Origin of the sequence: Tunturiibacter empetritectus, assembly GCF_014201375.1 — a bacterium.
GTDB lineage: Bacteria > Acidobacteriota > Terriglobia > Terriglobales > Acidobacteriaceae > Edaphobacter > Edaphobacter lichenicola_D.
On record NZ_JACHDZ010000003.1, the window covers coordinates 32,958 to 55,829 of the forward strand.

Annotated in this window: 20 protein-coding genes; 6 read left to right on the forward strand and 14 right to left on the reverse strand. The window is 58.3% G+C overall.

Features of this window, described 5'->3' with window-relative positions:
* Nucleotides 1-104 precede the first annotated feature (104 nt).
* Nucleotides 105-1,844: a GWxTD domain-containing protein gene (locus tag HDF10_RS09135; RefSeq protein WP_183812696.1), complete on the reverse strand. Its 1,740-nt coding sequence runs from the start codon at nt 1,842-1,844 to the stop codon at nt 105-107.
* Nucleotides 1,845-2,131: 287 nt separating this feature from the next.
* Here HDF10_RS09135 and HDF10_RS09140 point away from each other — a divergent pair, with 287 nt between their 5' ends.
* From HDF10_RS09140 to HDF10_RS09150, 3 genes are all read left to right on the forward strand, one after another.
* Nucleotides 2,132-3,532 (forward strand): efflux RND transporter periplasmic adaptor subunit, encoded by a 1,401-nt coding sequence (locus HDF10_RS09140; protein ID WP_183812698.1) that lies wholly within the window; start codon nt 2,132-2,134, stop codon nt 3,530-3,532.
* A gap of 123 nt (nt 3,533-3,655) precedes the next feature.
* Nucleotides 3,656-4,414, forward strand: a complete 759-nt coding sequence (locus HDF10_RS09145) for an ABC transporter ATP-binding protein (RefSeq protein ID WP_311732718.1) — start codon at nt 3,656-3,658, stop codon at nt 4,412-4,414.
* Between the two features lie 71 nt (nt 4,415-4,485).
* On the forward strand, nt 4,486-7,113 hold the full coding sequence (locus tag HDF10_RS09150) for a hypothetical protein (protein WP_260177778.1): 2,628 nt from the start codon (nt 4,486-4,488) through the stop codon (nt 7,111-7,113).
* A 93-nt stretch (nt 7,114-7,206) separates the two neighbouring features.
* Here the strand turns inward: HDF10_RS09150 and HDF10_RS09155 are convergent, their stop codons facing one another.
* The 6 genes from HDF10_RS09155 to HDF10_RS09180 all read right to left on the reverse strand — a co-directional run bounded on the left by HDF10_RS09155 (nt 7,207) and on the right by HDF10_RS09180 (nt 14,056).
* Nucleotides 7,207-8,739, reverse strand: a complete 1,533-nt coding sequence (locus HDF10_RS09155) for an amino acid permease (RefSeq protein WP_183812700.1) — start codon at nt 8,737-8,739, stop codon at nt 7,207-7,209.
* Nucleotides 8,740-8,770: 31 nt separating this feature from the next.
* Entirely contained in the window at nt 8,771-10,285 is a 1,515-nt protein-coding gene (locus tag HDF10_RS09160) for an APC family permease (protein ID WP_183813625.1), read from the reverse strand.
* Nucleotides 10,286-10,386: 101 nt separating this feature from the next.
* Nucleotides 10,387-11,019: a thiamine phosphate synthase gene (gene thiE, locus HDF10_RS09165; RefSeq protein WP_311732719.1), complete on the reverse strand. Its 633-nt coding sequence runs from the start codon at nt 11,017-11,019 to the stop codon at nt 10,387-10,389.
* The gene (accC, locus tag HDF10_RS09170; RefSeq protein WP_183812702.1) at nt 11,020-12,375 is read right to left on the reverse strand and encodes an acetyl-CoA carboxylase biotin carboxylase subunit; all 1,356 of its coding nucleotides are present in this window, start codon (nt 12,373-12,375) and stop codon (nt 11,020-11,022) included.
* A gap of 64 nt (nt 12,376-12,439) precedes the next feature.
* The gene (gene accB, locus HDF10_RS09175; RefSeq protein WP_183813629.1) at nt 12,440-12,943 is read right to left on the reverse strand and encodes an acetyl-CoA carboxylase biotin carboxyl carrier protein; all 504 of its coding nucleotides are present in this window, start codon (nt 12,941-12,943) and stop codon (nt 12,440-12,442) included.
* Between the two features lie 39 nt (nt 12,944-12,982).
* Nucleotides 12,983-14,056 (reverse strand): M24 family metallopeptidase, encoded by a 1,074-nt coding sequence (locus HDF10_RS09180; protein WP_311732720.1) that lies wholly within the window; start codon nt 14,054-14,056, stop codon nt 12,983-12,985.
* A gap of 88 nt (nt 14,057-14,144) precedes the next feature.
* Here HDF10_RS09180 and HDF10_RS09185 point away from each other — a divergent pair, with 88 nt between their 5' ends.
* The gene (locus HDF10_RS09185) at nt 14,145-15,020 is read left to right on the forward strand and encodes a metallophosphoesterase (protein WP_183812706.1); all 876 of its coding nucleotides are present in this window, start codon (nt 14,145-14,147) and stop codon (nt 15,018-15,020) included.
* Between the two features lie 53 nt (nt 15,021-15,073).
* Here HDF10_RS09185 and HDF10_RS09190 read toward each other — a convergent pair whose 3' ends face one another.
* The 3 genes from HDF10_RS09190 to HDF10_RS09200 all read right to left on the reverse strand — a co-directional run bounded on the left by HDF10_RS09190 (nt 15,074) and on the right by HDF10_RS09200 (nt 16,693).
* Entirely contained in the window at nt 15,074-15,277 is a 204-nt protein-coding gene (locus HDF10_RS09190; protein WP_183812708.1) for a hypothetical protein, read from the reverse strand.
* A 5-nt stretch (nt 15,278-15,282) separates the two neighbouring features.
* Nucleotides 15,283-15,537 (reverse strand): helix-turn-helix domain-containing protein, encoded by a 255-nt coding sequence (locus HDF10_RS09195; protein WP_183812710.1) that lies wholly within the window; start codon nt 15,535-15,537, stop codon nt 15,283-15,285.
* Between the two features lie 115 nt (nt 15,538-15,652).
* Nucleotides 15,653-16,693, reverse strand: a complete 1,041-nt coding sequence (locus tag HDF10_RS09200; RefSeq protein ID WP_183812712.1) for a 6-phosphofructokinase — start codon at nt 16,691-16,693, stop codon at nt 15,653-15,655.
* A 330-nt stretch (nt 16,694-17,023) separates the two neighbouring features.
* On the opposite strand from HDF10_RS09200, the gene HDF10_RS09205 reads away from it, so the two are divergent.
* Together HDF10_RS09205 and HDF10_RS09210 are read left to right on the forward strand one after the other, a co-directional pair.
* Nucleotides 17,024-17,692, forward strand: a complete 669-nt coding sequence (locus tag HDF10_RS09205) for a hypothetical protein (RefSeq protein WP_183812714.1) — start codon at nt 17,024-17,026, stop codon at nt 17,690-17,692.
* A gap of 52 nt (nt 17,693-17,744) precedes the next feature.
* Nucleotides 17,745-18,299, forward strand: a complete 555-nt coding sequence (locus tag HDF10_RS09210) for a YceI family protein (RefSeq protein ID WP_183812716.1) — start codon at nt 17,745-17,747, stop codon at nt 18,297-18,299.
* A 65-nt stretch (nt 18,300-18,364) separates the two neighbouring features.
* Here the strand turns inward: HDF10_RS09210 and HDF10_RS09215 are convergent, their stop codons facing one another.
* The 4 genes from HDF10_RS09215 to HDF10_RS09230 all read right to left on the reverse strand — a co-directional run bounded on the left by HDF10_RS09215 (nt 18,365) and on the right by HDF10_RS09230 (nt 22,794).
* Nucleotides 18,365-19,396: an MBL fold metallo-hydrolase gene (locus tag HDF10_RS09215; protein ID WP_260177779.1), complete on the reverse strand. Its 1,032-nt coding sequence runs from the start codon at nt 19,394-19,396 to the stop codon at nt 18,365-18,367.
* A 20-nt stretch (nt 19,397-19,416) separates the two neighbouring features.
* Complete coding sequence (locus HDF10_RS09220) at nt 19,417-20,277, reverse strand: HAD family acid phosphatase (RefSeq protein ID WP_260177780.1); 861 nt, start codon at nt 20,275-20,277, stop codon at nt 19,417-19,419.
* Nucleotides 20,246-22,036, reverse strand: coding sequence for an AMP-dependent synthetase/ligase (locus HDF10_RS09225; RefSeq protein WP_183812718.1), 1,791 nt, complete (start codon nt 22,034-22,036; stop codon nt 20,246-20,248). The genes HDF10_RS09220 and HDF10_RS09225 overlap by 32 nt, the downstream gene beginning before the upstream one ends.
* A gap of 128 nt (nt 22,037-22,164) precedes the next feature.
* Complete coding sequence (locus HDF10_RS09230; protein WP_183812720.1) at nt 22,165-22,794, reverse strand: TetR/AcrR family transcriptional regulator; 630 nt, start codon at nt 22,792-22,794, stop codon at nt 22,165-22,167.
* Nucleotides 22,795-22,872 lie beyond the last annotated feature (78 nt).

Genomic DNA, 22,872 nt, shown 5'->3' on the forward strand with positions numbered 1-22,872 from the left:
AATGATCCCGCACCCAGAAAAGTAGGGAGCGGCGTTACAGAGTGCGAGGGAACTGGTTATCGCGAATTGGAGTCTGCATACCCATGTTCTAAAGCCGCACCTGTCTAATCTACGATAAACGGCGCAGATTCTGCGATCTGCTGCTTCGTTATTCCATCATTTACTTTGATGTTGACCTGATACTTACCGGGCTGAAGACTCGCCAGCGGCAAACTCTTTTCAATCGTAACCTGATCCGCGTTGGGGTTGGTCTTCGAGGTCAACTCCTGCGTCTCAAGAATAGCTTTGTTCGTCGCCACATCCAAAATCTGATACTCGATCGTCGCGCCATTCTGCTTACTCTTCTCGTCGATTCCCAGGTTATACACCTGCATCCAGAAGTTCAGATTTTGCGCTCGATGAAACGTAACCGGAACCCCGATTCCAGTAGGGACCCGTGGAGTAATGTGGGTATCGCCAATAATGAAGTTTCCCGCGCCGATATCCTTCGACGGAACCCTCTCCATGGAAGAAGCCAGAATTAATGAAGACGAAGCAAGGCGGTCATCATCGTAGGCAGGCACATTCAAACTACGCTGCCACCTGCCAATATGGTCGGGATTATTGACGTCCTTGATAACGATGTCGATCTTGTACAACCCGGGACGCAGCGGCAGAGACTTCCAATAGACCGACTGATCAGCCCGCTTGCGCGCAAGCAGTTCGCTCGGCACCTGCACGCTGACCGTATCCTCAAAGGTCTGTATCGCCTTGTGATTCAGATTCGAGACGCGCCCCAGAATGTTCACAGTGCCCATCGCGACGCCGTCTTTATTGGTAAATGTGATGTCACCGTTTTTGATCTGTAAAGTCACAGGAACCAGAATCGTATCGTTGGTAACCTTCACGTAGTCGGTCCGAACATCAAATAGAAACGGCGGCCCAGTCAGAATCTTCGATGTCGTCATAAACGACTCGAGGTCTTTGAATTTGATCTCAGGCGGAGCCATCAGCTTGGCGAATCTGTCCAGCCGATCAAACTGCTTGCTCTGGTTCTGAGACGATAAGGGCCCAGCACCAAGCTGCTCCAGTCCGCCGCCCGAAAAACGGTCCGCCTGTTTCGACTGTCCCGACTGCTCATAGAGTGTTTGACCTGCACCCGGAGTATGCTTCAGCGCATCTTTCTCCGAGCGATCTATCGTCATGTGATAGTCGCCGCACATGCAAGTGTCGACAAACTCGATATCGATGTTATCCCCGATACCCGCTAAATATCGGTAGTGCCAAATCTCAAATGGAAACGTAGAGGTATTTCCGCCGCCTTCTTCGATCGGACGCTCGTAGCTGCCGCCGCTCGGGTGCGAGTCGATGCTGTCAGCCTTGCCGTAGGCGATGTAGATATGACCGCGATCTGTTCTCCATCCAGGTTTGCCGGCTGCAAAATGGTCGTTCGCATAAGCGATGCGCGCGTAGTGCTCTTCGCGAAACTCGTTCTCTGGCGAGTCAGGATTCGGATTGCGACGCAGCCAGAAGTTTTCAATAAACTGGTCGCGCTCCTCGTCGTTGCTCAAACTCTTGAACGCCTGCAGCTCCTGGTCTGTGATGATCCAGCGAACGTCCTCATCCACCCACTTCTTGTAAACACCCTTCAACTCAGCCTTCAGCGCCTTCTGCTGGTCGCGCTTCTCTTTATCGCTCAGAGGACGCTTCAGCGGATCCGGCTTCTCCACCGTCACCGGTCCCCTCGTCACGCCGTCAGTCTGTGCGGAGTCAGCAGGTGTCTCCTGGGCAGTCAAAGGACGCCCCCCCATCACAATCAACAGAAATAGGGTCGTGCCGGATACCAAGCGCCGAGAAGTCGTCATAAAGAAGGGGTGCACTCCTGTTACCAACCAACATTGTAGAGCGGTTACATCTTCGTTACAAGAGGAGACTATAACCCGCCCCTGATATCATCGCTGCTGTTCCTGGGCAAGCTCATAAGTCTCGTGTAACGGATAGTTGCAGGCTTTTGCACAATGTCTCGTAAAGTGATCTGACTCAAGTTTTGGAAGATTATGGAACGCAATTTCTTCCACTTCCGTACAGTCTTTAGCAAGCACCGACTCCCAGCCACCTCTGCACTGCCGCGGAGGTGCGATAGAAAGCGGCAATGAGCATAAAGAAAATCCTCTTGATCGTAGTTGCGGTCCTGGTTCTCGCAGGCATCGTCGTTGGTACCATCCTTCACGGTCAGGCCAACGTAACGAAAGTCTCCACCACCAAGGCCGCCCACCAGGATCTGGTCTCCATCGTCAACGGCACTGGCCAGATCAAGCCGAAGACTTACGTCAACGTCGGCGCCACCGCCTTCGGGCGCATCACTCACCTCTACGTCAAAGAAGGCGATCACGTGAAGGCCGGTGCGACCCTCGCCACGGTCGAAAGTGTTCAACCCCAGGCCACCGTCGCAGCCCAGCAAGCGACCATCGCCTCCTCCCGCACCGACATCACCAGCTACATCGCCGCAGAAAAGACCGCCGAAGCAAACATAGCCCAGGGAAAAGCCGACCTCGAACAGAAAAAACTCGACTTCGGACGAGCCGAGTCCCTATACAACGAAAAGCTGATCGCCAAACAGGACTTCGACGCCAAGAAAGCCGCATACGACATGGCTTCCGCTACGCTGGCCCAAAGACAGGCAGCTCTTGCACAAGCGACCGCCCAGACTGAATCGCAACGCGGCCACATGAACCAGGCAGTCGCCAGTCAGCGTGCAAACTTCGACGCCCTCGACAAAACCATCAGTCGCGCCCCCTTCGATGGACTCGTCACCAACGTTCCAGTACGTGAGGGCGAAACCGTCGTCGTTGGCATCCAGAACGCTGGCGGATCCACCATCATGACCCTCGCCGATATGTCCGTCATCACAGCTGAGGTCAAGGTCGACGAAACTGACATCGTCAACATTTCCCTGAACCAACCCGCTGATGTCTCCGTCGACGCGCTGCCAGGTCGGGTCTTCAAAGGCCACGTCACCGAGGTCGGCGATCAGGCGCTTCTCCGTACCACCGGTCTCTCGACCACACAGAGCACCACAGGTACCGAGGAAGCCAAGGACTTCAAGGTCGTCGTTACCCTCGACCAGGCCTCCGACGATCTTCGTCCGGGCCTCTCCGCCACGGCAAAGATCACCACTGCCCACAAGCCGAATGCCCTCACCATACCCATCCAAGCGCTTGTACAGCGTGACCCGGCCATCGAAACCGCACTCGCGGCGAACGCAGGCAAGGCGAGCGTAGTCGCCGTCTCCGCCTCCAGCACTCCCAACCGCAAACCTCAACCGGTCCAGGGAGTTTACGTTCTCCAGACAGACCACAAAAAACGCAGAGCGATTTTCGTTCCAGTCACAACCGGGGTCACAGGAGCCACAGATATCGAGGTCCTCAGTGGTTTGAAAGACGGCGACGAGATCGTTACTGGCCGCTATCGAATCCTGCGAACCCTAAAGAGCGGAACCTCCGTCAAAGTAGATAACAGCGTCGAAGCCGCAAGCGACTCCGACAAGTCATAAAAAATTGAAATATTGGCGAAAAGTCTTAAAATTTTGTTCTCGGAGTGACTCAGTCAATACCGCGGAACCATCCCACCACCCCAAACGTACTATCCTGAAACACGTAGGAGCACGGAGAACCGGATGGCCATCGAAACCGCAGTCGAATCCAACCTCAGCACCAGCAACGCCTCCGGACCTACTCCCGGAGACGTCATCGTCACCGACAATCTCTGGAAGACCTACGAGATGGGCGACCAGCAGGTGCACGCCCTTCGCGGCGTCAACCTCCGCATCCGCCACAACGAGTACGTTGCCATCATGGGCCCCTCCGGCTCCGGCAAATCAACTCTGATGAACCTCATCGGCTGCCTCGATTCGCCCTCTCAGGGCCGGTACTGGCTCAACGGCCACGATGTCTCCGAACTAAACGACGACGAACTCGCTCGCATTCGAAACAAGGAGATCGGTTTCGTCTTCCAGACCTTCAACCTGCTCGCCCGCGCCACCTCGCTCCACAACGTCGAGCTGCCCCTCATCTACAACGGCACACCAGCCGCTGCACGCACCGAGCGAGCAAAGAGTGTCCTCGAGTCGGTAGGACTCGGCACTCGCATGATGCACAAACCCAACGAGCTGTCAGGCGGTCAGCGTCAGCGCGTCGCCATCGCCCGCGCTTTGGTCAACAAACCCTCGATCATCCTCGCCGACGAACCCACCGGCAACCTCGACTCCAAAACCGGCGACGAGATCATGGCGCTCTTCGACGACCTCCACTCCAAGGGCAACACCATCATCCTCGTCACCCACGAGCCCGACATCGCCGAATACGCCCACCGCATCGTCACCATCCGCGACGGCGTCATCGCCGGCGACCATCTCTCGGCGCGCGTCCGTAACTAATTGCAAAGTCAGTTGCGGATTCATTGTGCCACGGTGACATCCGTACCCACCTCATTCCCGTCTAAAATGGAATGATGGCAAAAGCGTTTCGCCGCTCACGCTTCCTTGGAACTCTCGCTGCCACCCTATTGGCCTGTCCGCTGCTCCACGCTGACCCCGTGCGCTTCGATTTGGCTGGGCCGAAGGTAGACGTTCACGTCACCCGCTCCGGCAAAGTTCTACCCATTGCCCAGGTCCCCAGTCTGCAACCAGGCGACAAGATCTGGCTTCGTGCCGACCTGCCCCCCACACAATCGGTCCACTACCTTCTCGTCGCCGCTTTCCTGCGTGGAACCACAAATCCTCCGCCAGACAACTGGTTTTTTGAGATTCAAACCTGGAATAAAAAAGTCCGCGAAGAGGGCGTGACCATAACCGTCCCCGCCGAGGCCCAGCAGGTGATTCTCTTCCTCGCGCCCGAAACCGGCGGCGACTTCAGCACTCTGCGCTCCGCGGTTCGCGGCCGCCCTGGCATCTTCGTGCGCGCCTCGCAAGACCTCATCGAGGCCGGCTTCGAGCAAGCCCGCATTGAAACCTACCTCGCAGCCATCCGCCGTGTCCCACCCGAAGACACCAAAGGTCTCGCCGAGCACTCCGACCTCCTCTCCCGGACCCTCAACCTCAAACCGAACGGCGACTGCTTCAAACGCCCCGTCGATACCCAATCTACCTGCCTCACCCAAGCCGGAAATCAGACCCTCCTCGATGACGGCCACGGCCAATCCGTCGCCGACGCACTCAACGAAGGATCCAACTCCGACCTCATCAACCAGGCAAGCTATACCAGGCTTGCCGGCGGCGGAAACTATAGCCCCTACGTCGGCGCCATCGTTGACCTCATCCGCATCACCAGCACCCTCCACACCGCCAAATATCAGTACATCCCCGCCATCGCCTTCCCGGAGGGTGACGCCCTCAACCTCCGTCTCAACACCCCGCCCTCCTTCAACAACCCCAAATCTGTCATCGTTATCGGTCTGCCCGCGATTCAGGCTGCAGTTCCCCCGCCTCTGCGCTCGCCCAACCCCGAAGCCATCTCATGCCTGCTAAAACCGGAAGTGGCTCTTCCCGTTGATGGCGCACCTCTGGTCTACGCGACAGCTCTGGCGCACGATCTCGTCCTCCACCTCGACGGCCCCAACGGTGGTACCGACATTCCCGTCACTCCGGACGCCTTTCGAGGCGGCCTCGTCCTCGCTCACCTTCCCGCCCGTAAGCCACTGCCCCTCGATTCAAGCGTCCCTTCAGATACCGACTCCAAACCGAACACCAACTCCAGCGCACCCCCCGAACCCCATCCCACAGAAACAGCTTCTGCGCATCCAGGCACAAACACCATCACCGGCACCATCACCGGCTTCTGGGGTTTCGACCCCTTCAAAGGTCCCACCCTCAAGCTCCAGGACTCCCCGGGCAAAGACTGGAAGCTCGCCGACGATGATGTCCTGATTGCCGGACGCGAAAATCACCTCATGTTGAGCTCCACCGGCACCGCCTGCGTCGACACCATCTCTCTCGATACCAGCACAGGCAAACTAGTCGAAACCAAGTGGAAGCCTGCCGACAAGCCCTCTGCGATCGATGTCACCGTCTCCCTCAAATCCATCGACCCCGGCTCCCTCCATCTCGCCATCAAGCAATTCGGCGACGACAAAGCCGACACCGTCGCAGCCAAAACTTACTCCGAACCCGCCCGCCTCACCGCGCTCGAACTCCACGCCGGCGACACCACCGCCGATCTCACAGGCTCCAGCCTCGATCAGGTCCAGCAGCTCACCATCAACAACCTCATATTCACTCCTGCCCCGCCAAACATTCCATCCAACCAGGACACCGCGACTCCCACACCCGCACCTGTGAACCCCGACACTCAACTCCGCCTCACCCTTCCGCCTAACAGCCAGGCGCCCAAGCTCCGGGTTGGCGATCATCTCACCGCAAACTTTTCACTCAAAGACGGTCGCACCCTCACCCTTCCCGTCACCGTCTCACCCCCACGTCCCTCCGTTACTCTTCTCAGCAAAAACATCGGCCAATCGACGACAACCCCCATCCACCTGGCCGACCAGGACGACCTGCCCGCCGACCAGCAACTCACCTTCTCCCTGAAATCGATAGCCCCCTTCCCCCGCACCGGAAAGATCGAAGTGTCGAACGCCGACGATAGCCTCCACACCACCCTGAGCGTCGCCTCCGGCAACCTGGTGCTTCAGAACCCGCACACCCTCCTGGCCACTCTCGATCCCCTCAAAGACTTTGGCGCCTCCGCCTTTGGCCCGCTCCGCCTTCGCCCAGTCTCTCCTGACGGAACCACCGGCGACTGGCTCCCGCTGGTCACTCTCGTTCGCCTCCCGACCCTCAAAGACCTTCACTGCCCGGCGGACACCGCCCTACCCTGCACCGTCACCGGCTCAAGCCTCTATCTCGTCGACTCGATCGCCACCGACTCCGCCTTCACATCGCCCACCACGGTTCCGGAGGGCTTCGTCGGCACCGCCCTCACGCTCCCCCACCCAGCAAAGACCGGCTTCTTTCTTCGCCTCCGGGATGACCCCACGGCCGCAAACATAGTAATTCTGCCAATCCTGCTGCAGCCATCCTCACCGACACCCAATGCCTCCGCAACAGCAGCCGGTCCCAGGATCCTGCCCAAAAACTAGCAGCAGCCCTCCCCACGGGGCCGCAGCAAAGGCCGACAACGATGGGGAAGCGTGGCGGGGTTAAAAAATAACTTCCACCACGCACCTGCGGACCTACTCAACAACGCCGTCGCGAATCGCCTTCTGCACCTTGCTATGTTTCACGCTATAGGTGAAGTAGATCAGTAGTCCAAACGCGAGCCAACCCAAGACTACAACCTTGGTCAGCGTCGGCAAAGTCCAAACCAGATACAACGCACTGAGGATGCCCAGTATCGGCACCAGAGGAACCAGGGGCGTCTTGAACGGCCGATGCAAGTCGGGATTGCGCCGTCGCAATATCCAAACGCCTGCGCAGACGATCGCAAACGCCAGTAGCGTGCCCATGTTCACCAACTCGCTCAACTTGTCGATGGGCAAAAGTGCCGGCATAAACGCAACGATCGCACCCACTACGATATTCGAGATCCACGGGGTCCGGAACTTAGGATGAATCACCCCAGCCCACTTCCACAGAAGTCCATCCCGCGACATTGAAAAGAACACGCGAGACTGACCCAGCAGCATCACCAGCATCACGGTCGCGAGACCGAACACAGCGCCAATCTTCACCAGAATGCTGCCCCACCGAACACCTGTTACATCGATACCGACCGCAACCGGATCGCCGACGTTCAATGCCTTGTAGTTCACCAACCCAGTCAACACGCCCGAGACAACGATATAGAGCAGCGTGCAGATCACCAGCGACCCCAGAATGCCGATGGGCATATCGCGCTTCGGATTCTTCGCCTCCTGCGCCGCCGTAGACACCGCGTCAAACCCTATATACGCAAAGAAGATTGAAGCTGCCCCTGCCGTTATGCCCCCAATGCCAAAAGCTCCGGGGCCCTGGCTTGGCGGAATAAACGGAGTCCAGTTCGCATGAGCCTCCGCCGGATGATGCAGGATGTACCCAATCCCCAGCACTAGAAAAACTCCAACGACGCCCAGCTTCACAATCACAATCGCAGTATTCAGATTGGCCGACTCTTGAATCCCGATGATCAGGATCGTCGTAATCACCGTAATCGCCAGAAATGCCACCAGGTTGAAAACACCAGCCACATGCGGCAGAGCCGAAGCATCGATCCCCGCGGGCAAAGCTGCCAGCGCCTGCCAGCGATCGTGATACAGATACAGCATATTTCCCGGCGTCGTCGTCAGCTGCGGCGGAATATGAATATGGAAGTCCTGCAACAGCCCGACAAAGTACCCGCTCCATCCCGAAGCCACCGTAGCCGCGCCAAACGCATACTCCAGCACCAGATCCCATCCAATGATCCATGCCACAAACTCGCCGAGCGTCGCATAGCCATACGTATAAGCCGAGCCGGCAATCGGAATCAGAGAAGCGAACTCCGCGTAGCAAAGACCGGCAAACGCGCAGGTGATCCCAGCGACGACGAAGCTCAACATAACCGCCGGCCCTGCATGTTTCGCCGCAGCCTGACCGGTAAGCACAAAGATCCCCGCGCCGATGATCGCTCCAATTCCCAGCGTAATCAGATTCAGGGGGCCCAGCGTACGTTTGAGTCCACTCTCACCCTCATTCTCCGCCTCCTTCAACAAACGAGAGAGGGGTTTGACTGCCAGCAGCTTCGCCATTGATTCTTCTTCTCCACTTTCCTGAAACTGTCTACGACTCTTCCCTTGCTGCAATATCCATCCCAACCGTACGCGGCATCCGTGTCCACACCAGATACACCGGGATCCCCAGCAGAACGAGAACCAGGCCCGGCCAAGTGTATTGAGGTTTGTAACGCAATAGTACTGCACAAATCCACAGCGCCATCACGATATAAAGTCCCGGCAGCACAGGGTATCCAAACGCCTTATAAGGTCGCACCACATTCGGCTGCGTCCGTCGAAGCACAAACAACCCCGCAATTGTCAAAATATAAAAGACCAGCACGGCAAAGATCACATAGTCCAACAGCTGCCCGTAACTCCCCGACAGACACAAGAGACACGTCCAGGCCCACTGCACCCACAGCGAGTTCACCGGCGTCTTCGACCGCTCGCTCAACTTGCCCACCGATTTAAAAAACAACCCATCCTGGCTCATCGCGTAGTACACCCGCGCACCCGCCAACAACATTCCGTTCACACATCCAAACGTCGAGATCAAAATCGCCGCAGCCATCAGCTTCGCGCCGTAGCCCGCAAAGGCCTGCTCCATCACCGCCGTCGCAACCCTGTCTTCCGAGGCAAACTGAATCCCGCGGCCCGCAATCGTCGTCGCAGTCGCACTGCCCGCCAGCGGCAGCACACTCAGGTAAACGAAGTTGCACAGAACATACAGCAGCAGCACGACGCCCGTGCCAATCGCCAGCGACAACGGAAGATTCCTCTTCGGATTCCTGATCTCCCCTGCCGTGAACGTAACGTTGTTCCACGCGTCCGAGCTGAACAGGGACCCCACCTGCACCACCGCCACCATCGTCAGCAGTCCAACATAAGCCGTCGGGCCACCCACTCCCACCTGCACCGCGTGCATCGTATGCCATCCGGCCCCTTTCCAGAAGTTATGCCAGCCCGCACCAAAGTTCGCGGCAACCGCAACCGAGTTCTTCGCGAGCACACCCACCAGCACCACCGCCGCCAACGCCAGCACCTTCGCGGAAGTGAAGACATTCTGCACCGCCGCACCCATCTTCACGCCAAAGGTGTTCAGCAGCGTCAGCAGCGTAATCACAACAATCGCCGACAGGTTCGCCGTATTCAACCCAATATCCATATTGCCCAGCACCATCGGTCCCACATGCCACGCCGGAACATGCCCGATATGCCAGATCCAGTTCTGCGCGCTCACACTCGGAAAGAAAACCCCAAGAAACTTCCCGAACGCCACTCCCACCGCCGCAATCGTCCCCGTTTGGATCACCAGGAACAGCGTCCACCCATAGAGAAAACCCCACAACGGCCCCAACGCCTCGCGCAGATAAACATACTGCCCACCGGCCTTGGGCATCATTGCCGCCAGCTCTCCATAGCTCAGAGCGCCAATGATGGTCATCAGCGCAGTCACCAGCCAGGCTGCAATCAGCAACGCCGGCGACCCCAGCCCACGCGACATATCCGCCGACACAATGAAGATGCCCGACCCGATCATCGAGCCCATCACAATCGCCGTCGCCGAAAACAACCCCATCCCCTGTACAAACTGAGGAGCCGACGACGTTCCTTCGCCTTCAGCCGTTAGCACAGGGGTGTCAATTTCATTTTTTTTCACAAGATTCACGTTCGTCAGTTCTACCGTAAAACATCAAGAAAGTCTCTCGCCACTTTCTCAACCGACTCCCCCTCAGCAATCAACGCGCTGATTACCGCAACCGAATCCGCCCCCGCATCGATCACGCTTCGCGCATTCGCCCGCGTAACTCCGCCAATCGCCACAATCGGCTTGTTCGTCAACGTCCGCGCCAGAGCAACACCCGCCAACCCAATCACCGGCTCCGCGTCAAGCTTCGTCCCCGTAGCAAACACCGGTCCCACGGCAACATAATCCGCGCAACTCAACTCCGCTAGTCGAACCTGCTCCTCCGTATGAGTTGAGACCCCAACCCAGCGCCCCGCCCCCACAACCCGTCGCGCATCTTCAGGCGACAGATCCTCCTGCCCTACATGTACTCCATCCCATCCGGCAATCGCCGCAAGATCCGCCCGATCATTCAGGATCAATCGGCACCTGCTATCAGCCATCGTGTCACGAATCAGCGCAGCAACCCGCAGGATCTCATGAGGAACCCCCGTCTTATTGCGATACTGAAGCAGCCCAACCCCAGCTGCCTTTAGCTCCTTCGCAAATCGCTCAACCGCCAATCCGCGACCCGCCAGAAAACCATCGTCCAGAATCGGATACAAACGCGACAGCGGGATCCCCACCTAGCCTTCCTTCTGCCGCTCGAAGAACCGCTCCATAAACTTCGTATCGAACTGCCCCGACCGAAACTCCTTATCCGCAAAGATCTTCTCATGCAGCGGAATCGTCGTATGAATTCCCCGCACCACAAACTGGCTCAGGGCCCGCTGCATCTTGTTCATCGCATCTTCGCGATCCGATCCATGGCAGATCAGCTTCGCAATTAGAGAGTCGTAGTAGGGCGGCACAAACCCCTCCGCGTATTGCGCTGTATCCACCCGCACCCCATTCCCGCCCGGCAGATTGAAAGCCGTAATCTTCCCTGCGCTCGGCGTGAACTTCTCCGGATGCTCAGCATTGATCCGGCACTCGATCGCATGCCCGCGAATCTCCACCGGACGCGTAATGATCGACGTCAGCTTCTCCCCCGCAGCAATCCGCAGCTGCGCCTTCACAAGATCGATTCCTGTAACCATCTCGGTTACACAATGCTCCACCTGGATCCGAGTGTTCATCTCGATGAAGTAGATCTTGCCATCCTCATCCATCAAAAACTCGATCGTCCCGGCGTTCCAATATCCAATATTCTCCAGCGCCCGCTTGATTGTCTTGCCCAGCTCTTCTCGAAGCTTGGGTGTCACCATCAAACTCGGTGCCTCTTCAATCAACTTCTGGTGCCGTCGTTGAATCGAGCATTCACGCTCGCCCAGACTCATCACATTGCCGTGCTCATCGGCCAACACCTGAAACTCGATATGCCGTGGGCGCTCAATGAACTTCTCCATATACATATCGCCGTTCCCAAACGCATTCGCCGCCTCGGTCGAAGCCTGCTGATACATTCCCGGCAGCTCTTCTTTATTCCGGCAGATGCGCATCCCGCGACCGCCGCCACCCGCGACCGCCTTCAGAATCACCGGATAACCCACCTCCTTCGCCCACTCCAGCGCTTCGTTCTCATCGGCAATAATGCCATCCGACCCTGGCAAAATCGGCACCTTCGCCTTCTTCATCGTCTGACGCGCCGTGGACTTCTCGCCCATCATCCGCGTCACCTCGGGCGGAGGTCCGATGAACTTGATGTTCGATGCGCGGCACACCTCGGCGAAGTTTGCATTCTCGCTCAGCAGCCCATACCCAGGATGAATCGCGTCCACATCGGCAATCTCGGCCGCCGAGATCACCGCCGGAACATTCAAGTAACTGTCCGCCGATCTTGGCGGACCGATACAGATCGCCTCATCGGCAAACCGAACATGCAGAGAATTCCGATCTGCCTCGCTATACACCGCAACCGTGCGGATACCCATCTCCTTGCAGGCGCTGATCACGCGCAGTGCAATCTCCCCACGATTGGCAATCAATACCTTACGAAACATAAATGCAGGTGCCTTCCATCGATCTTTGCTGACGAATCTTTTGCTGACGAATCGCTACCGCCTCTTACCGGGCCCTGATGGCAAACAGTGGCTGCCCATACTCCACCGGCTGCCCGCTCGCTGCGATTCGCTTCACCACTTCGCCGGCCACATCGGCCTCAATCTCATTCATCAGCTTCATGGCCTCGACGATGCAGAGCACCTGTCCAACTTCCACCTGATCGCCCACCTTCACAAACGCAGGCGCGCCAGGCGACGGCGACTCATAGAACGTCCCTACAATCGGCGACTTCACCTCATGCAGCTTTTCCTCAACCTCAGCCGCCGGAGCAGCCGCCGCAGCAGCCACAGGAGCAGCAGCCGGAACCGATGCAGCAGCAGGCGCCGACGCCATCAACCGGCTCAACTGCGCCATATCAAATCCACCAGCAGGAGCAGCGGCAGCAGGCTCACCCGCGAACTTGATCCGCACCTTCAGGTCGTCCTGCTCCATATCGAACTCGGCGATGTCGTTCGCTTTCAGAAACTCGACCAGTTCGCGCAGCTCGTTCAACTTATTTCCGTCCATCATGTCTCTTCCCGTGCCTCTTCCGGCACCATGTCGTTTTTAGAGCTCTATCCAGGCCTTCACGCTGGGCGTCAAAACTTCGCCGCCATTAGCCGTCACTAAAACCATATCTTCGATGCGTAATCCAAACCGTCCCGGCATATACACACCAGGTTCGATTGTAATCACCATTCCCTGCTCTAACACCTGCGTCTGCCTCGCCGCAAGCCTTGGTCCTTCATGAATCTCCAGCCCAACACCATGCCCGGTAGAGTGGCTGAAGTACTTATCCAGCTTCACCCTCCGCAAAACGCTCCTTGCCGCTTCGTCCACCTCTCCGGCAGTCACTCCCGGCGCCACAGCGGCGACGGCGGCCTCCTGCGCTTCCAGCACAGAATCATACACGTCCCGCTCATCGCGCAACGCCTTGCCAATGTGCACAGTACGAGTCATATCGCTGCAATATCCGTCGAGAATAACACCGAAGTCCAGCGTCACGAACCCCTGCTTCGGCAACCTCGCCCCCGTCGCTCGCCCATGCGGCAGCGCCGATCGCTCCCCGCTCGCAACGATCGTGTCGAACGACATCCCCTCCGCCCCTGCAAGCCTCGCCGCGTACTCCAGCGTCGCCGCCACCTCCACCTCGGTCAGCCCCGCCTCCAGATACGTCAGCATGCCCTCAAACAGATCGCACCCCACCAACGCGGCGGTGCGTATCAGCTTCACCTCGTCGGCGTCTTTCACCTCACGCATCCGTGCCACCACCGGCCCCGCCGCCACAAACATCCCCCGCCGCACCTTCGCCGACAGCGCCTTCCGCATCGTCTCCAAAGCCGCCACCGTAGTATGGGCCGCATCAAATCCACAGCGCCTCACCTCAGTAGCCTCCAGCCACTCACAAGCCGCCACCACCGCAGGCTTCTTTGCAATCACAACCTTAGTCCCGGGTGCCTCTGCCCGCGCCTGCACCGTATACCGCCCATCGGTAAACAGCACTGAGCGTCCGCCCACCAACGCCAGCACCGCATTCGAACCCGTAAACCCGCACAGATAACGAACATCCGGCAGATGAGCGATCAGCATCCCATCGACACCAGCCGCCTTCGCCGCCGCAGCGGCTCTTTTCTTCCTCAAACTAAAATTCATCAGCTCTGATTCTACCCAACCCCAGCGTCCCGCACCCGCCTTTGGCCAACACCGCTCCACCCGGTATCATAGGAGTATGCCCGGCTCTCAATCCGCTCAGCCGTCGCGCTTTACCCGACGCGACTTCCTTATAGGCTCAGGGACCGCCGCCGCAGCTCTGGCTCTCTACTCCGGAGAGATCGCTCGCCACGAAGTCGACGTCGTCCAACGCCCCATCGCCATCGCGAATCTCCCCGCCGCCTTCCACGGCTACCGCATCGTTCAACTCAGCGACATCCACCTCGACGAGTACACCGAACCCTTCTTCTTCGAGCGCATCATCCGCAAGGTCAACACGCTGGCCGCAGATCTCGTCCTCCTCACCGGCGACTTCATCACCCACGGCTCCATCACGTTCATTGCCGGCAAACACGCCGCCCATCGTTGCGCGGAGATCATCGCCACCCTTACCGCCCCTCTGCGCTACGCCATCCTCGGCAATCACGACGTAGCAGTCAACGCCCCCATGGTCATACAGGCTCTCTCCAGCCGCGGCACGCCCGTTCTGGTCAACCAGCACCTTCCCATCGAACGTAGCGGCTCCCGCCTCTGGCTCTGCGGCGTCGACGACCCCGGCACCAGTGCCCCAGACCTCGACCTCGCCATCCCCACAAAGCCCGACGGTCCAGTCATTCTCATGGCCCACGAGCCCGACTACGCCGATTCCGTCGTCGCCCACCCCCGCGGGCCGCTCGTCGATCTCATGCTCTCCGGCCACGCCCACGGCGGCCAGGTCCGTCTGCCCTTCCTCGGGCCACTCATCCTGCCTCCACTAGGCGAAAAATATCCAGAGGGACATTACCAGTTCAATCGCATGCAGCTTTACGTGAATCGCGGCATCGGCACTGTCGGCCTTCCCTTCCGCCTCAACTGCCCCCCGGAAATCACCGTCATCACCCTTCAGCCAGCCTAAGCCGCGAGTGCCATAACGCTCGCATCTCCAGCGCAACAAGGAAAAGCCTTCCGTCAGCTCCCGAAGGCAGTAAAAAAGATCATCACTATTCCTAGTCCAAGCAGGGCCAGCGCACCCATCAGTCGTCCCAACACGCCATACCAGGGTTTGCCAGCAGCCGACCAGCAAAGTTGAATCGCAAACCAGAACGCTGCCACCGCGACAGCCCCAAACAAGACGATATACCCGTCGATGTGAACCGCCAGAAGTCTGATCAATCCGTCTACCGCGCCCTCGCAACCGGCTTCTTTTGTTTTGGCATCACAGCAATCGGCGAAGGCGGCTTCACGCCAGACTTCTCATCCATCCACGCATCCAGCAGCGTCTTCTTGAACCGCCACCGATTCCCCAGCTTGAACGCCGGAATAAACCCCTCCGACGCATACCGGTACAGCGTATCCCCGCTGATCCCCAGATACTCCGACGCCTGCCGGATGTCCATCACCTCACGCACCGTTGCCTGTACCGACACAGCCATCACAAGTCTCCGTTCGACCTAAAAGCAGTGCTCCAGCATGGGTGCCAGGCGCGGAAGCACCCAGCACCCTCTTTGTACCCCCTTTTGTCTACCGGCACAACAAAAATCTCCTTTGTTAACTGGAAGCTAACGGCTGTAACCCCTTCATCACCGCCAGTAAGTCCTCCCCTACCGTCCTCGTCTTCGCAATCGCATCCGCCAGCGGAATATCCGTGATCGCAGTCCCCTTCAGCACCACCAGACGGCCGAACTTGCCAGCATGTACCAGATCGATCGCCGCCACGCCATACCGCGTAGCCAGCATCCGGTCATAGGCCGAAGGAGTCCCTCCCCGCTGCGTATGCCCCAGGTTTACGCTGCGCGTCTCATACCCTGTCCGCTTCTCAATCTCCTCCGCCAGAGCCTGCCCAATCCCGCTGAGCCGCGCATGGCCAAACGAATCGACAGAGGTCCCATGAGTCGCCTGCCCCGTCTCCGGAAACTGCGCTCCCTCGGCCGCTACCACAATCGAAAACTTCTTCCCATGCTCGCGCCGATACTTCACCAACCGGCAGACCTCTTCAATGTCGATTGGCACCTCCGGCACAAGAATCACATCCGCGCCGCCGGCAATGCCCGCCGTAATCGCGATCCATCCCGCATCGCGCCCCATCACCTCGCACACCATCACGCGGTTATGAGCCTCCGCGGTCGAATGCAACCGGTCCACCGCCTCAGTAGCGATCCCCACAGCCGTATCGAACCCAAAGCAGGCATCCGTCCCATTCAAATCATTATCGATCGTCTTCGGCACGCCAACGCACTTCACGCCCTTCTCGCTCAGAGCCAGACTAATCGACTGCGTGTCGTCACCACCCAGCGCAATCAGGGCATCCAGCTTATGCTTCCCCAGCACCTCAACGCACTTCTCAAACCCACCCGGAATCTTCTTCACATTCGTCCGTGAAGACCGCAGAATTGTCCCACCCCGATGCAGAATCCCCGAGGTCGTCTCGAGCGTAAGCGGCATCGTCACATCATCCAGCACGCCGCGCCAGCCCTCCATGAACCCAACAAACTCATCCCCATGGTGCAGGATCCCCTTACGCACCGCAGCCCGAATCACCGCATTCAGCCCAGGACAATCTCCGCCGCCGGTCAACATTCCAATCCTCATTAATCTCTCCTTTTGACATCAGCGAAATCATACTCTGCTCTCTCCAAATCCTCATCCTTCGAATACGTTTGCTCAACTGATTCACAACGATCTTCTCCTCAATCGATGGGTCTCTCACTTGAACTGTAACCTCTGGCCAACGCACGACTCTCATTAGCGGATGGGAGATTCGGCATCTTCCCTCAGTCGACTCTGATTGCACCCAGCGAATCCGTCGTCACCATCGCTGACACCTACATTGAAGCGGCTTCAACCCCTTCGCGTCACCACTCGCGACAGCGCCTTTGCTATGCCAAAAACAAGAGCGTTGATGAAACACCTGGAGAAGAAATGAATAGAAACACCGTTCGATCCCTCGTATCCGTCTTTGCATCTCTGCTATCGATCACGTGGGCAGCCCACTCTGCCCGATCTCAGAGTGTCCCTTCGAAGAACGAACTTGGCCTCGTCATCGGAGCAGCCGAGACCCCCAGCATCGGCCTGCAACGCGGCGGCAACATCAACCTGAACTCCAGCCTCACTCTGGGCGCCGAATACGACAGGCATCTGCTTGGCAGTCGGACAACCGTCTCCGCAGGCGTTGATTTCTTCGCATCGCCATTCGACGTGAAGGTGAGTGTACCGGGTTCGGATATTAGCCCTCAGTACGCCTATCTCTTCCTCACACCGCACGTGCGAGTTAAACTCAACGCAACCGGGGTCCTCCAGCCGTGGCTCCTCTTCGGTGGAGGCTACGCCGACTTCGCCCCCGCCGCACCTCACTCTGGCAACGTCAACGTCTCTGGCACCGGGAACTCCGGCACCCTCGAATTCGGCGGCGGCATAGACACAAAACCCTTTACCCAACTCAAGGGCCTCCCCCTCATCGGTAGACTTCCCATCGGCGCCAGAGCCGAGGTCCGCGACTTCTACTCCGGCCAGCCCAACTACGGCCTCTCCACCACAAGCTCGCGGCAAAATAATGTTCTCTTCACCGGTGGTCTGGTGCTTCACTTCTAGCTCCTCCCTGCGTCGAACGATTCGTGCAAAGAGATCGCCAAGGAGAGTTCCGTTGAAAGTTTTCGTGCTGTCGGCCCTGCTTTTTTCCCTCCCAGTAACCGCCGCATTCGCAGCTCAGAAGGATATCGATCCCACCCAAAGCACGCTCACTATCCATGTCGGTAAAACCGGCCTGTTCTCAGCCGCCGGACACGAGCACATCGTCACAGCTCCCATTCAAGAAGGAACCATAGACGATGGTTCAACACCGCATGTCAGTTTCCGTGTCCAATCCGGGCGGCTCACAGTGCTCCCCGAAGATCATCAGGCTGAGGTTCAACACACCATGCAGGAACGAGTTCTCGAAAGCGCTCGCTTCCCCGAGATCCAGTTCAGCTCGGACCGCGTTCAATCCTCTGCAAATCGTCAATGGGAGGTCTCCGGGAAACTGACCCTCCACGGCGAAACCAAACCAGTCCTGGTGCACGTTCAACTTCTCGAAGGCAAGTACGAAGGAACAGCCATCATCAAACAAACCGACTTCGGGATTCAACCCGTCAGCGCAGGCGGTGGCACCGTCAAGGTCAAAGACGAGTTGAAGATCGACTTCTCCATCAAAACAAAATGATCAAACTCTCACTCGACCCAAAGCTATAAAACCAGCTCCGAAGAACCCAACTCGCACTCCTGTCTTTACCGCCACCAATCCGACCGCACCTCAACCCCACCCGCAACCTCGGTTGGCCGCCCAGGCTCGGGTGCCCACAACCGAATTCCCCGCTCCTCCGCCAACTCCAGCATTCGCTCAATCGGCTGTCGCCACGCATGTAGCGCCAGATCGAAGAGCCCCCAGTGAATCGGCATCATCAAACCCCTGCCGCCCAGCGCCTCAAACGCACGCGCCGCGCCATCCGGCCCAAGATGAATCGCGTCCCACAATGCGTCGAATGCTCCAATCTCCAGCATCGTAAGATCGAACGGCCCATACGCAGCGCCAATCTCCGCAAACCCGTCCCACCATCCCGAGTCCGCGCCGAAATAGACCTTATGCTTCGGTCCTCGAAACACAAACGCAGACCACAGCGTCTCGAAGCGATTGAACAAACTCCTCCCAGAGAAGTGCCGCGAAGGAACCGCGGTGATCTCCACCTCGCCTACCAAGACGCTCTGCGTCCAATCCAGCTCTGTGATTCTCCCCGCAGCTACCCCAAACCCCTGCAGCAGCTCTCCTACTCCCAGCGAAGTCACCCACTTCGCCTCACGCATCGAATCGAGCCGCGCCAATCCTCGAATCGTAGCCTCTCCCAAATGGTCGAAGTGATCGTGCGACACCAGCACCACATCCACAGGCGGCAACTCCTCCAACCGCATCGGAGCAGCAAAAAATCTCTTCGGGCCCGCCCATCGCGTCGGAGAGGCCCGCTCATCCCACATCGGGTCCATCAGCACTCGCAACCCATCAAACTCCATCAACAACGATGAGTGCCCCATCCAGGTCACCCGAAGACCACTGACCGGCCGCGCAGCATACACCGAGACATCAGTATGGAAAGGCCCCAGCGCCTTCGCCGGCACCGTCTCCGCTTTCTTCAACAAAAACCGCGGCAGCACTTTGAACATCGTGCTCAACCCACCGATCACCGTAGGCACCGGATTCAAAAATCTCCGCCCCACCTTACTCGCTCGTCGCAGCATCGTCGTATCGCCGGATACTAAAGTCCCCAAATCAAGCCCCCCTGCAACCCCTAAGGTAAATAGTAAAAGGGATTCGGCAGTTTTACGCTGATTTCCGCCCTGGGCTCCCCATTCAGGTCACTCCACTGATCCCCCACGCTCATCACAATCCGATACCCCGCATCCACAATCTTCTTCCGCTCCTCACTCTTGTAAGCAACCGTAGCCATCGTCTTCTCATCCCCCTCCCGCAGCGCAAGCCCCTTCCATCCCCGATACCCCGCGGCCTCTAGATTCCTCGCCGTCGCAGCCCTCTGTTCCCCCGGCCGCCCCGTAATAAAGAAGACCTCAAGCCCCGCAGCACGAGCTTCATTGAACAGCCGAAGCGTCCCCGGTATCGCCATATCCGCCTCTGCGGAGACCGCCCACTCATTGAACGGCACCGAGATAAATCCATAGTCCTCCCGCTTCATCTCGCAGTAGTTCGTCAGCGAAGTCTCATCGATATCCAGCACCAGCGCCAGCTTCTCGCCAGCCTTCTCCGTGGCGATCAGCCTCTTCAACTCAGCCTCCGCCCTCTTCGCTTGAGCATCCAGATCCGCCCAGTAACACCCACCCGTCCCCACGCAATCGGCATAGTCTGACAGCCGATACCGCGCCACACCGAAGTTCTCCATCGGCTCCGCCGCCACCAACATCGTCGGATCCGCCGCCGCCGTCTCCGCCGTAGCCACCGCGGCTTCCACAGTAGGCCTCGGGCCCACTTGTGGACGCAAGCTTGCCACCTGCTTCCCCGCCGGCACCGCACAAACCGGCGGCCCAATCTGCGCCAGGCAAACTCCACCAGCCAGCGCCACCACACCTACCATGCGCAACACGCCAGTTCCTACAGCACTCAACTCATCCCTTCGATGCAGTCGCCTCATCCGCATAGAAATCTCCAATCTCCTTCGCGTACTTCTGCTCCACCACCCGCCGCTTCAGCTTCATACTGGGCGTCAGCGTTCCATCCTCCACGCTCCACTCCTCGGCAACCACGCTCATCCGCTTCATACTCTCAAAGTGCGCCAGCCCCATATTCACCTTATCCACAATCTCCTGGTAAACCTTCACCACCTTCGCATCCTTCACCAGAGCCGCATGATCACCGACGGCGATCCCCTGCCCCTTCGCCCATCCCTCAAGCGCCGCAAAGTTCGGCGAAATCAGCACACACGCAAACTTGTGCCTATCTCCAACCAGAGCAGCCTGCGCCACCAGCACATTTGCCTTCAGCTTATTCTCAATCGGCTGCGGAGCAATCAGTTTTCCACCACTGGTCTTCAGCAACTCCTTCTTCCTGTCCGTAATCGACAGGTACCCATCCTTATCGATATTCCCGATATCGCCAGTCTTGAGCCACCCATCTGCAGTAAACGCCTCGGCAGTCTCTTTCTCCTTCTTCCAATACCCCACAAACACCGAAGGCCCCCTCACCTCCAGCTCTCCATCCTCCGCAAACCTGCACTCCACATTCTTCAGCGCCTGCCCCACCGTGCCAATCCGATGCGCCTCCGGATAGTTCACCGCAATCACCGGCGAGGTCTCCGTCAAGCCATACCCCTCAAAGATCCGAATCCCCACATCCGCGAACCACCCTGCCGAATCCATCCCCAGCGGCGCACCACCCGAGATAAACACCTCCGCACGCCCCCCAAACGCCTCGCGAATCTTCGTGTACACCAGTTTGTTCGCAATCTTCCAGCTCACCGAACCAGGCGTCTTCCCGACCAATATCTCCGCCCGATGCTTCTTCCCAACGCCAAGCGCCCAGCGCAGTATCTTCAACTTCGCCGGCGACGCAGCCGACTTACCCTCCACGGCCTGCCGAATCTTTTCATACACCCGAGGAACCGCAAGAAACACGGTCGGCTTCACCGCCTGCATCGCCGGCGCCAGCTGATCGAACTTCGGGCAATAAGCCAGCTTCACCCCATGACACAGCAACGCATAGTCCGTATGCCGCGCCGTCACATGCGACAACGGCAGAAACGAGATGCAGCTATCCTTCTCCGAAAATCCCATCTTTCCCGTCGAGAAGTTCACATTGCTCGTCAGGTTTCCATGCGTCAGCATCACGCCCTTCGACTCTCCCGTTGTACCTGACGTGTAAATAATCGTCGCCAGATCCTCCGGCTTCACCGTCTTCAGCATCCCCTCGAATCCCACATCTCTCTGCTGCTTCGCCGTCGCCCCCTCCATCAGCGCGCCAAAGCTCTCCGCATTCGCAAACTCTCCCGCATCCATCACCACCACACGCTCCAGCTCCGGCAGATCCCCCACCGCAGCCAGCTTGTCGTACTGCTCCCGCGTCGACAGCACCGCCACCTTCGCTCCCGAGTCCCGCAACATGTACCCAATCTGCTCCGGCGTCAGCGTCGGATACAGCGGCACATCCACCGCTCCAATCGCCAGGGTCGCAAAGTCCGTCACCGGCCACTCCCACCGGTTCTCCGACAGAATCGCCACGCGATCGCCCTTCCCCACGCCCCAGCCGCGAAACACATCCGCCAGCGCCCGCACCCGCCCATAAAGCTCGTCCGAGGTAATTGGCTTCCATGCCCCATCCGCGCCCTGCCCCATCATCACTGCCCGACTGCCCCAACCGGTAGTCCGCTCCAGAACATCATTCAACGTCGAAAAATCAAACATCGTCTCTCCCAAAATATGGTCCTGCTGTTGTCGCTGTCCAGTCTTCTTCACTCTCTAGCGTGGAAAATCAGCTGCTAGAGCCATGTTTCAGAAATCTCTGGCGTAGTTATTTGCGGCCCTTCACCCTGTCATCTCGCCTGAATCCCGCTTAGCAGCACATCCATCACCTGCGCAGCCGTCGCCTTCGAATCATAGACCCGCCCCGTGAACACAGCGGAACTCAACAGCTCATCAATCGCCCCGAACATGCAGTGAGCCACCACGCCATCCGAAACATCGCGCCGGAAGATTCCCTCCTGCTGTCCCCTCCGCACCACCTCGCGCACCACCTGAATGTACTTCACCAGATGATGATGCGAAAACTCCGCGATAAACTTCGCGCTCTGCCGCACCTCGGTCTGCATCAACACCGCCATGCTGCGATTCACCGCATGACTCTCCAGGTGAACCTGGGCGATGTACTCCAGCTGCGCCCGCGGATCATGCAGAGTCCTGAACTCCTCCTCCACCTGTCGATGAAACTTATCGAAGGTCGAGTCTATTGCTGTTCGCAGCACGTCGTCCTTACTCTTGAAGTAGAGATAGATCGTCCCATCCGCCACCCCGGCGCGCTTCGCAATCGCACTCACGGGCGAGCTAAAATACCCATGCTCGGCGATCACCTCCACCGCCGCATCCAGAATGCGCTGATATTTTTCGCTTCCGGGTCCCGTCGCCGGCACCTCTGCCTTGATCGAATCAGGCCTCGTCTTCTTCACTAATCGTTTCAGTCCAGGCCTCAAACCGGAAATCTCCGGTGCCGCCACTCTAATGAATCCACCCGACTTTGCCAAGAA

What these genes read in the sequence shown, in the direction of transcription:
- HDF10_RS09205 (WP_183812714.1), top strand. Translation starts at nt 17,024, where the DNA reads ATGAATAGAAACACCGTTCGATCCCTCGTATCCGTCTTTGCATCTCTG.
- HDF10_RS09160 (WP_183813625.1), bottom strand. Translation starts at nt 10,285, where the DNA reads ATGGGGTTGTTTTCGGCGACGGCGATTGTGATGGGCTCGATGATCGGG.
- accC (WP_183812702.1), bottom strand. Translation starts at nt 12,375, where the DNA reads ATGTTTCGTAAGGTATTGATTGCCAATCGTGGGGAGATTGCACTGCGC.
- HDF10_RS09155 (WP_183812700.1), bottom strand. Translation starts at nt 8,739, where the DNA reads ATGGCGAAGCTGCTGGCAGTCAAACCCCTCTCTCGTTTGTTGAAGGAG.
- HDF10_RS09200 (WP_183812712.1), bottom strand. Translation starts at nt 16,693, where the DNA reads ATGAGGATTGGAATGTTGACCGGCGGCGGAGATTGTCCTGGGCTGAAT.
- HDF10_RS09145 (WP_311732718.1), top strand. Translation starts at nt 3,656, where the DNA reads ATGGCCATCGAAACCGCAGTCGAATCCAACCTCAGCACCAGCAACGCC.
- HDF10_RS09150 (WP_260177778.1), top strand. Translation starts at nt 4,486, where the DNA reads ATGATGGCAAAAGCGTTTCGCCGCTCACGCTTCCTTGGAACTCTCGCT.
- HDF10_RS09220 (WP_260177780.1), bottom strand. Translation starts at nt 20,277, where the DNA reads ATGCGGATGAGGCGACTGCATCGAAGGGATGAGTTGAGTGCTGTAGGA.
- HDF10_RS09185 (WP_183812706.1), top strand. Translation starts at nt 14,145, where the DNA reads ATGCCCGGCTCTCAATCCGCTCAGCCGTCGCGCTTTACCCGACGCGAC.
- accB (WP_183813629.1), bottom strand. Translation starts at nt 12,943, where the DNA reads ATGGACGGAAATAAGTTGAACGAGCTGCGCGAACTGGTCGAGTTTCTG.
- HDF10_RS09195 (WP_183812710.1), bottom strand. Translation starts at nt 15,537, where the DNA reads ATGGCTGTGTCGGTACAGGCAACGGTGCGTGAGGTGATGGACATCCGG.
- HDF10_RS09140 (WP_183812698.1), top strand. Translation starts at nt 2,132, where the DNA reads ATGAGCATAAAGAAAATCCTCTTGATCGTAGTTGCGGTCCTGGTTCTC.
- HDF10_RS09135 (WP_183812696.1), bottom strand. Translation starts at nt 1,844, where the DNA reads ATGACGACTTCTCGGCGCTTGGTATCCGGCACGACCCTATTTCTGTTG.
- HDF10_RS09225 (WP_183812718.1), bottom strand. Translation starts at nt 22,036, where the DNA reads ATGTTTGATTTTTCGACGTTGAATGATGTTCTGGAGCGGACTACCGGT.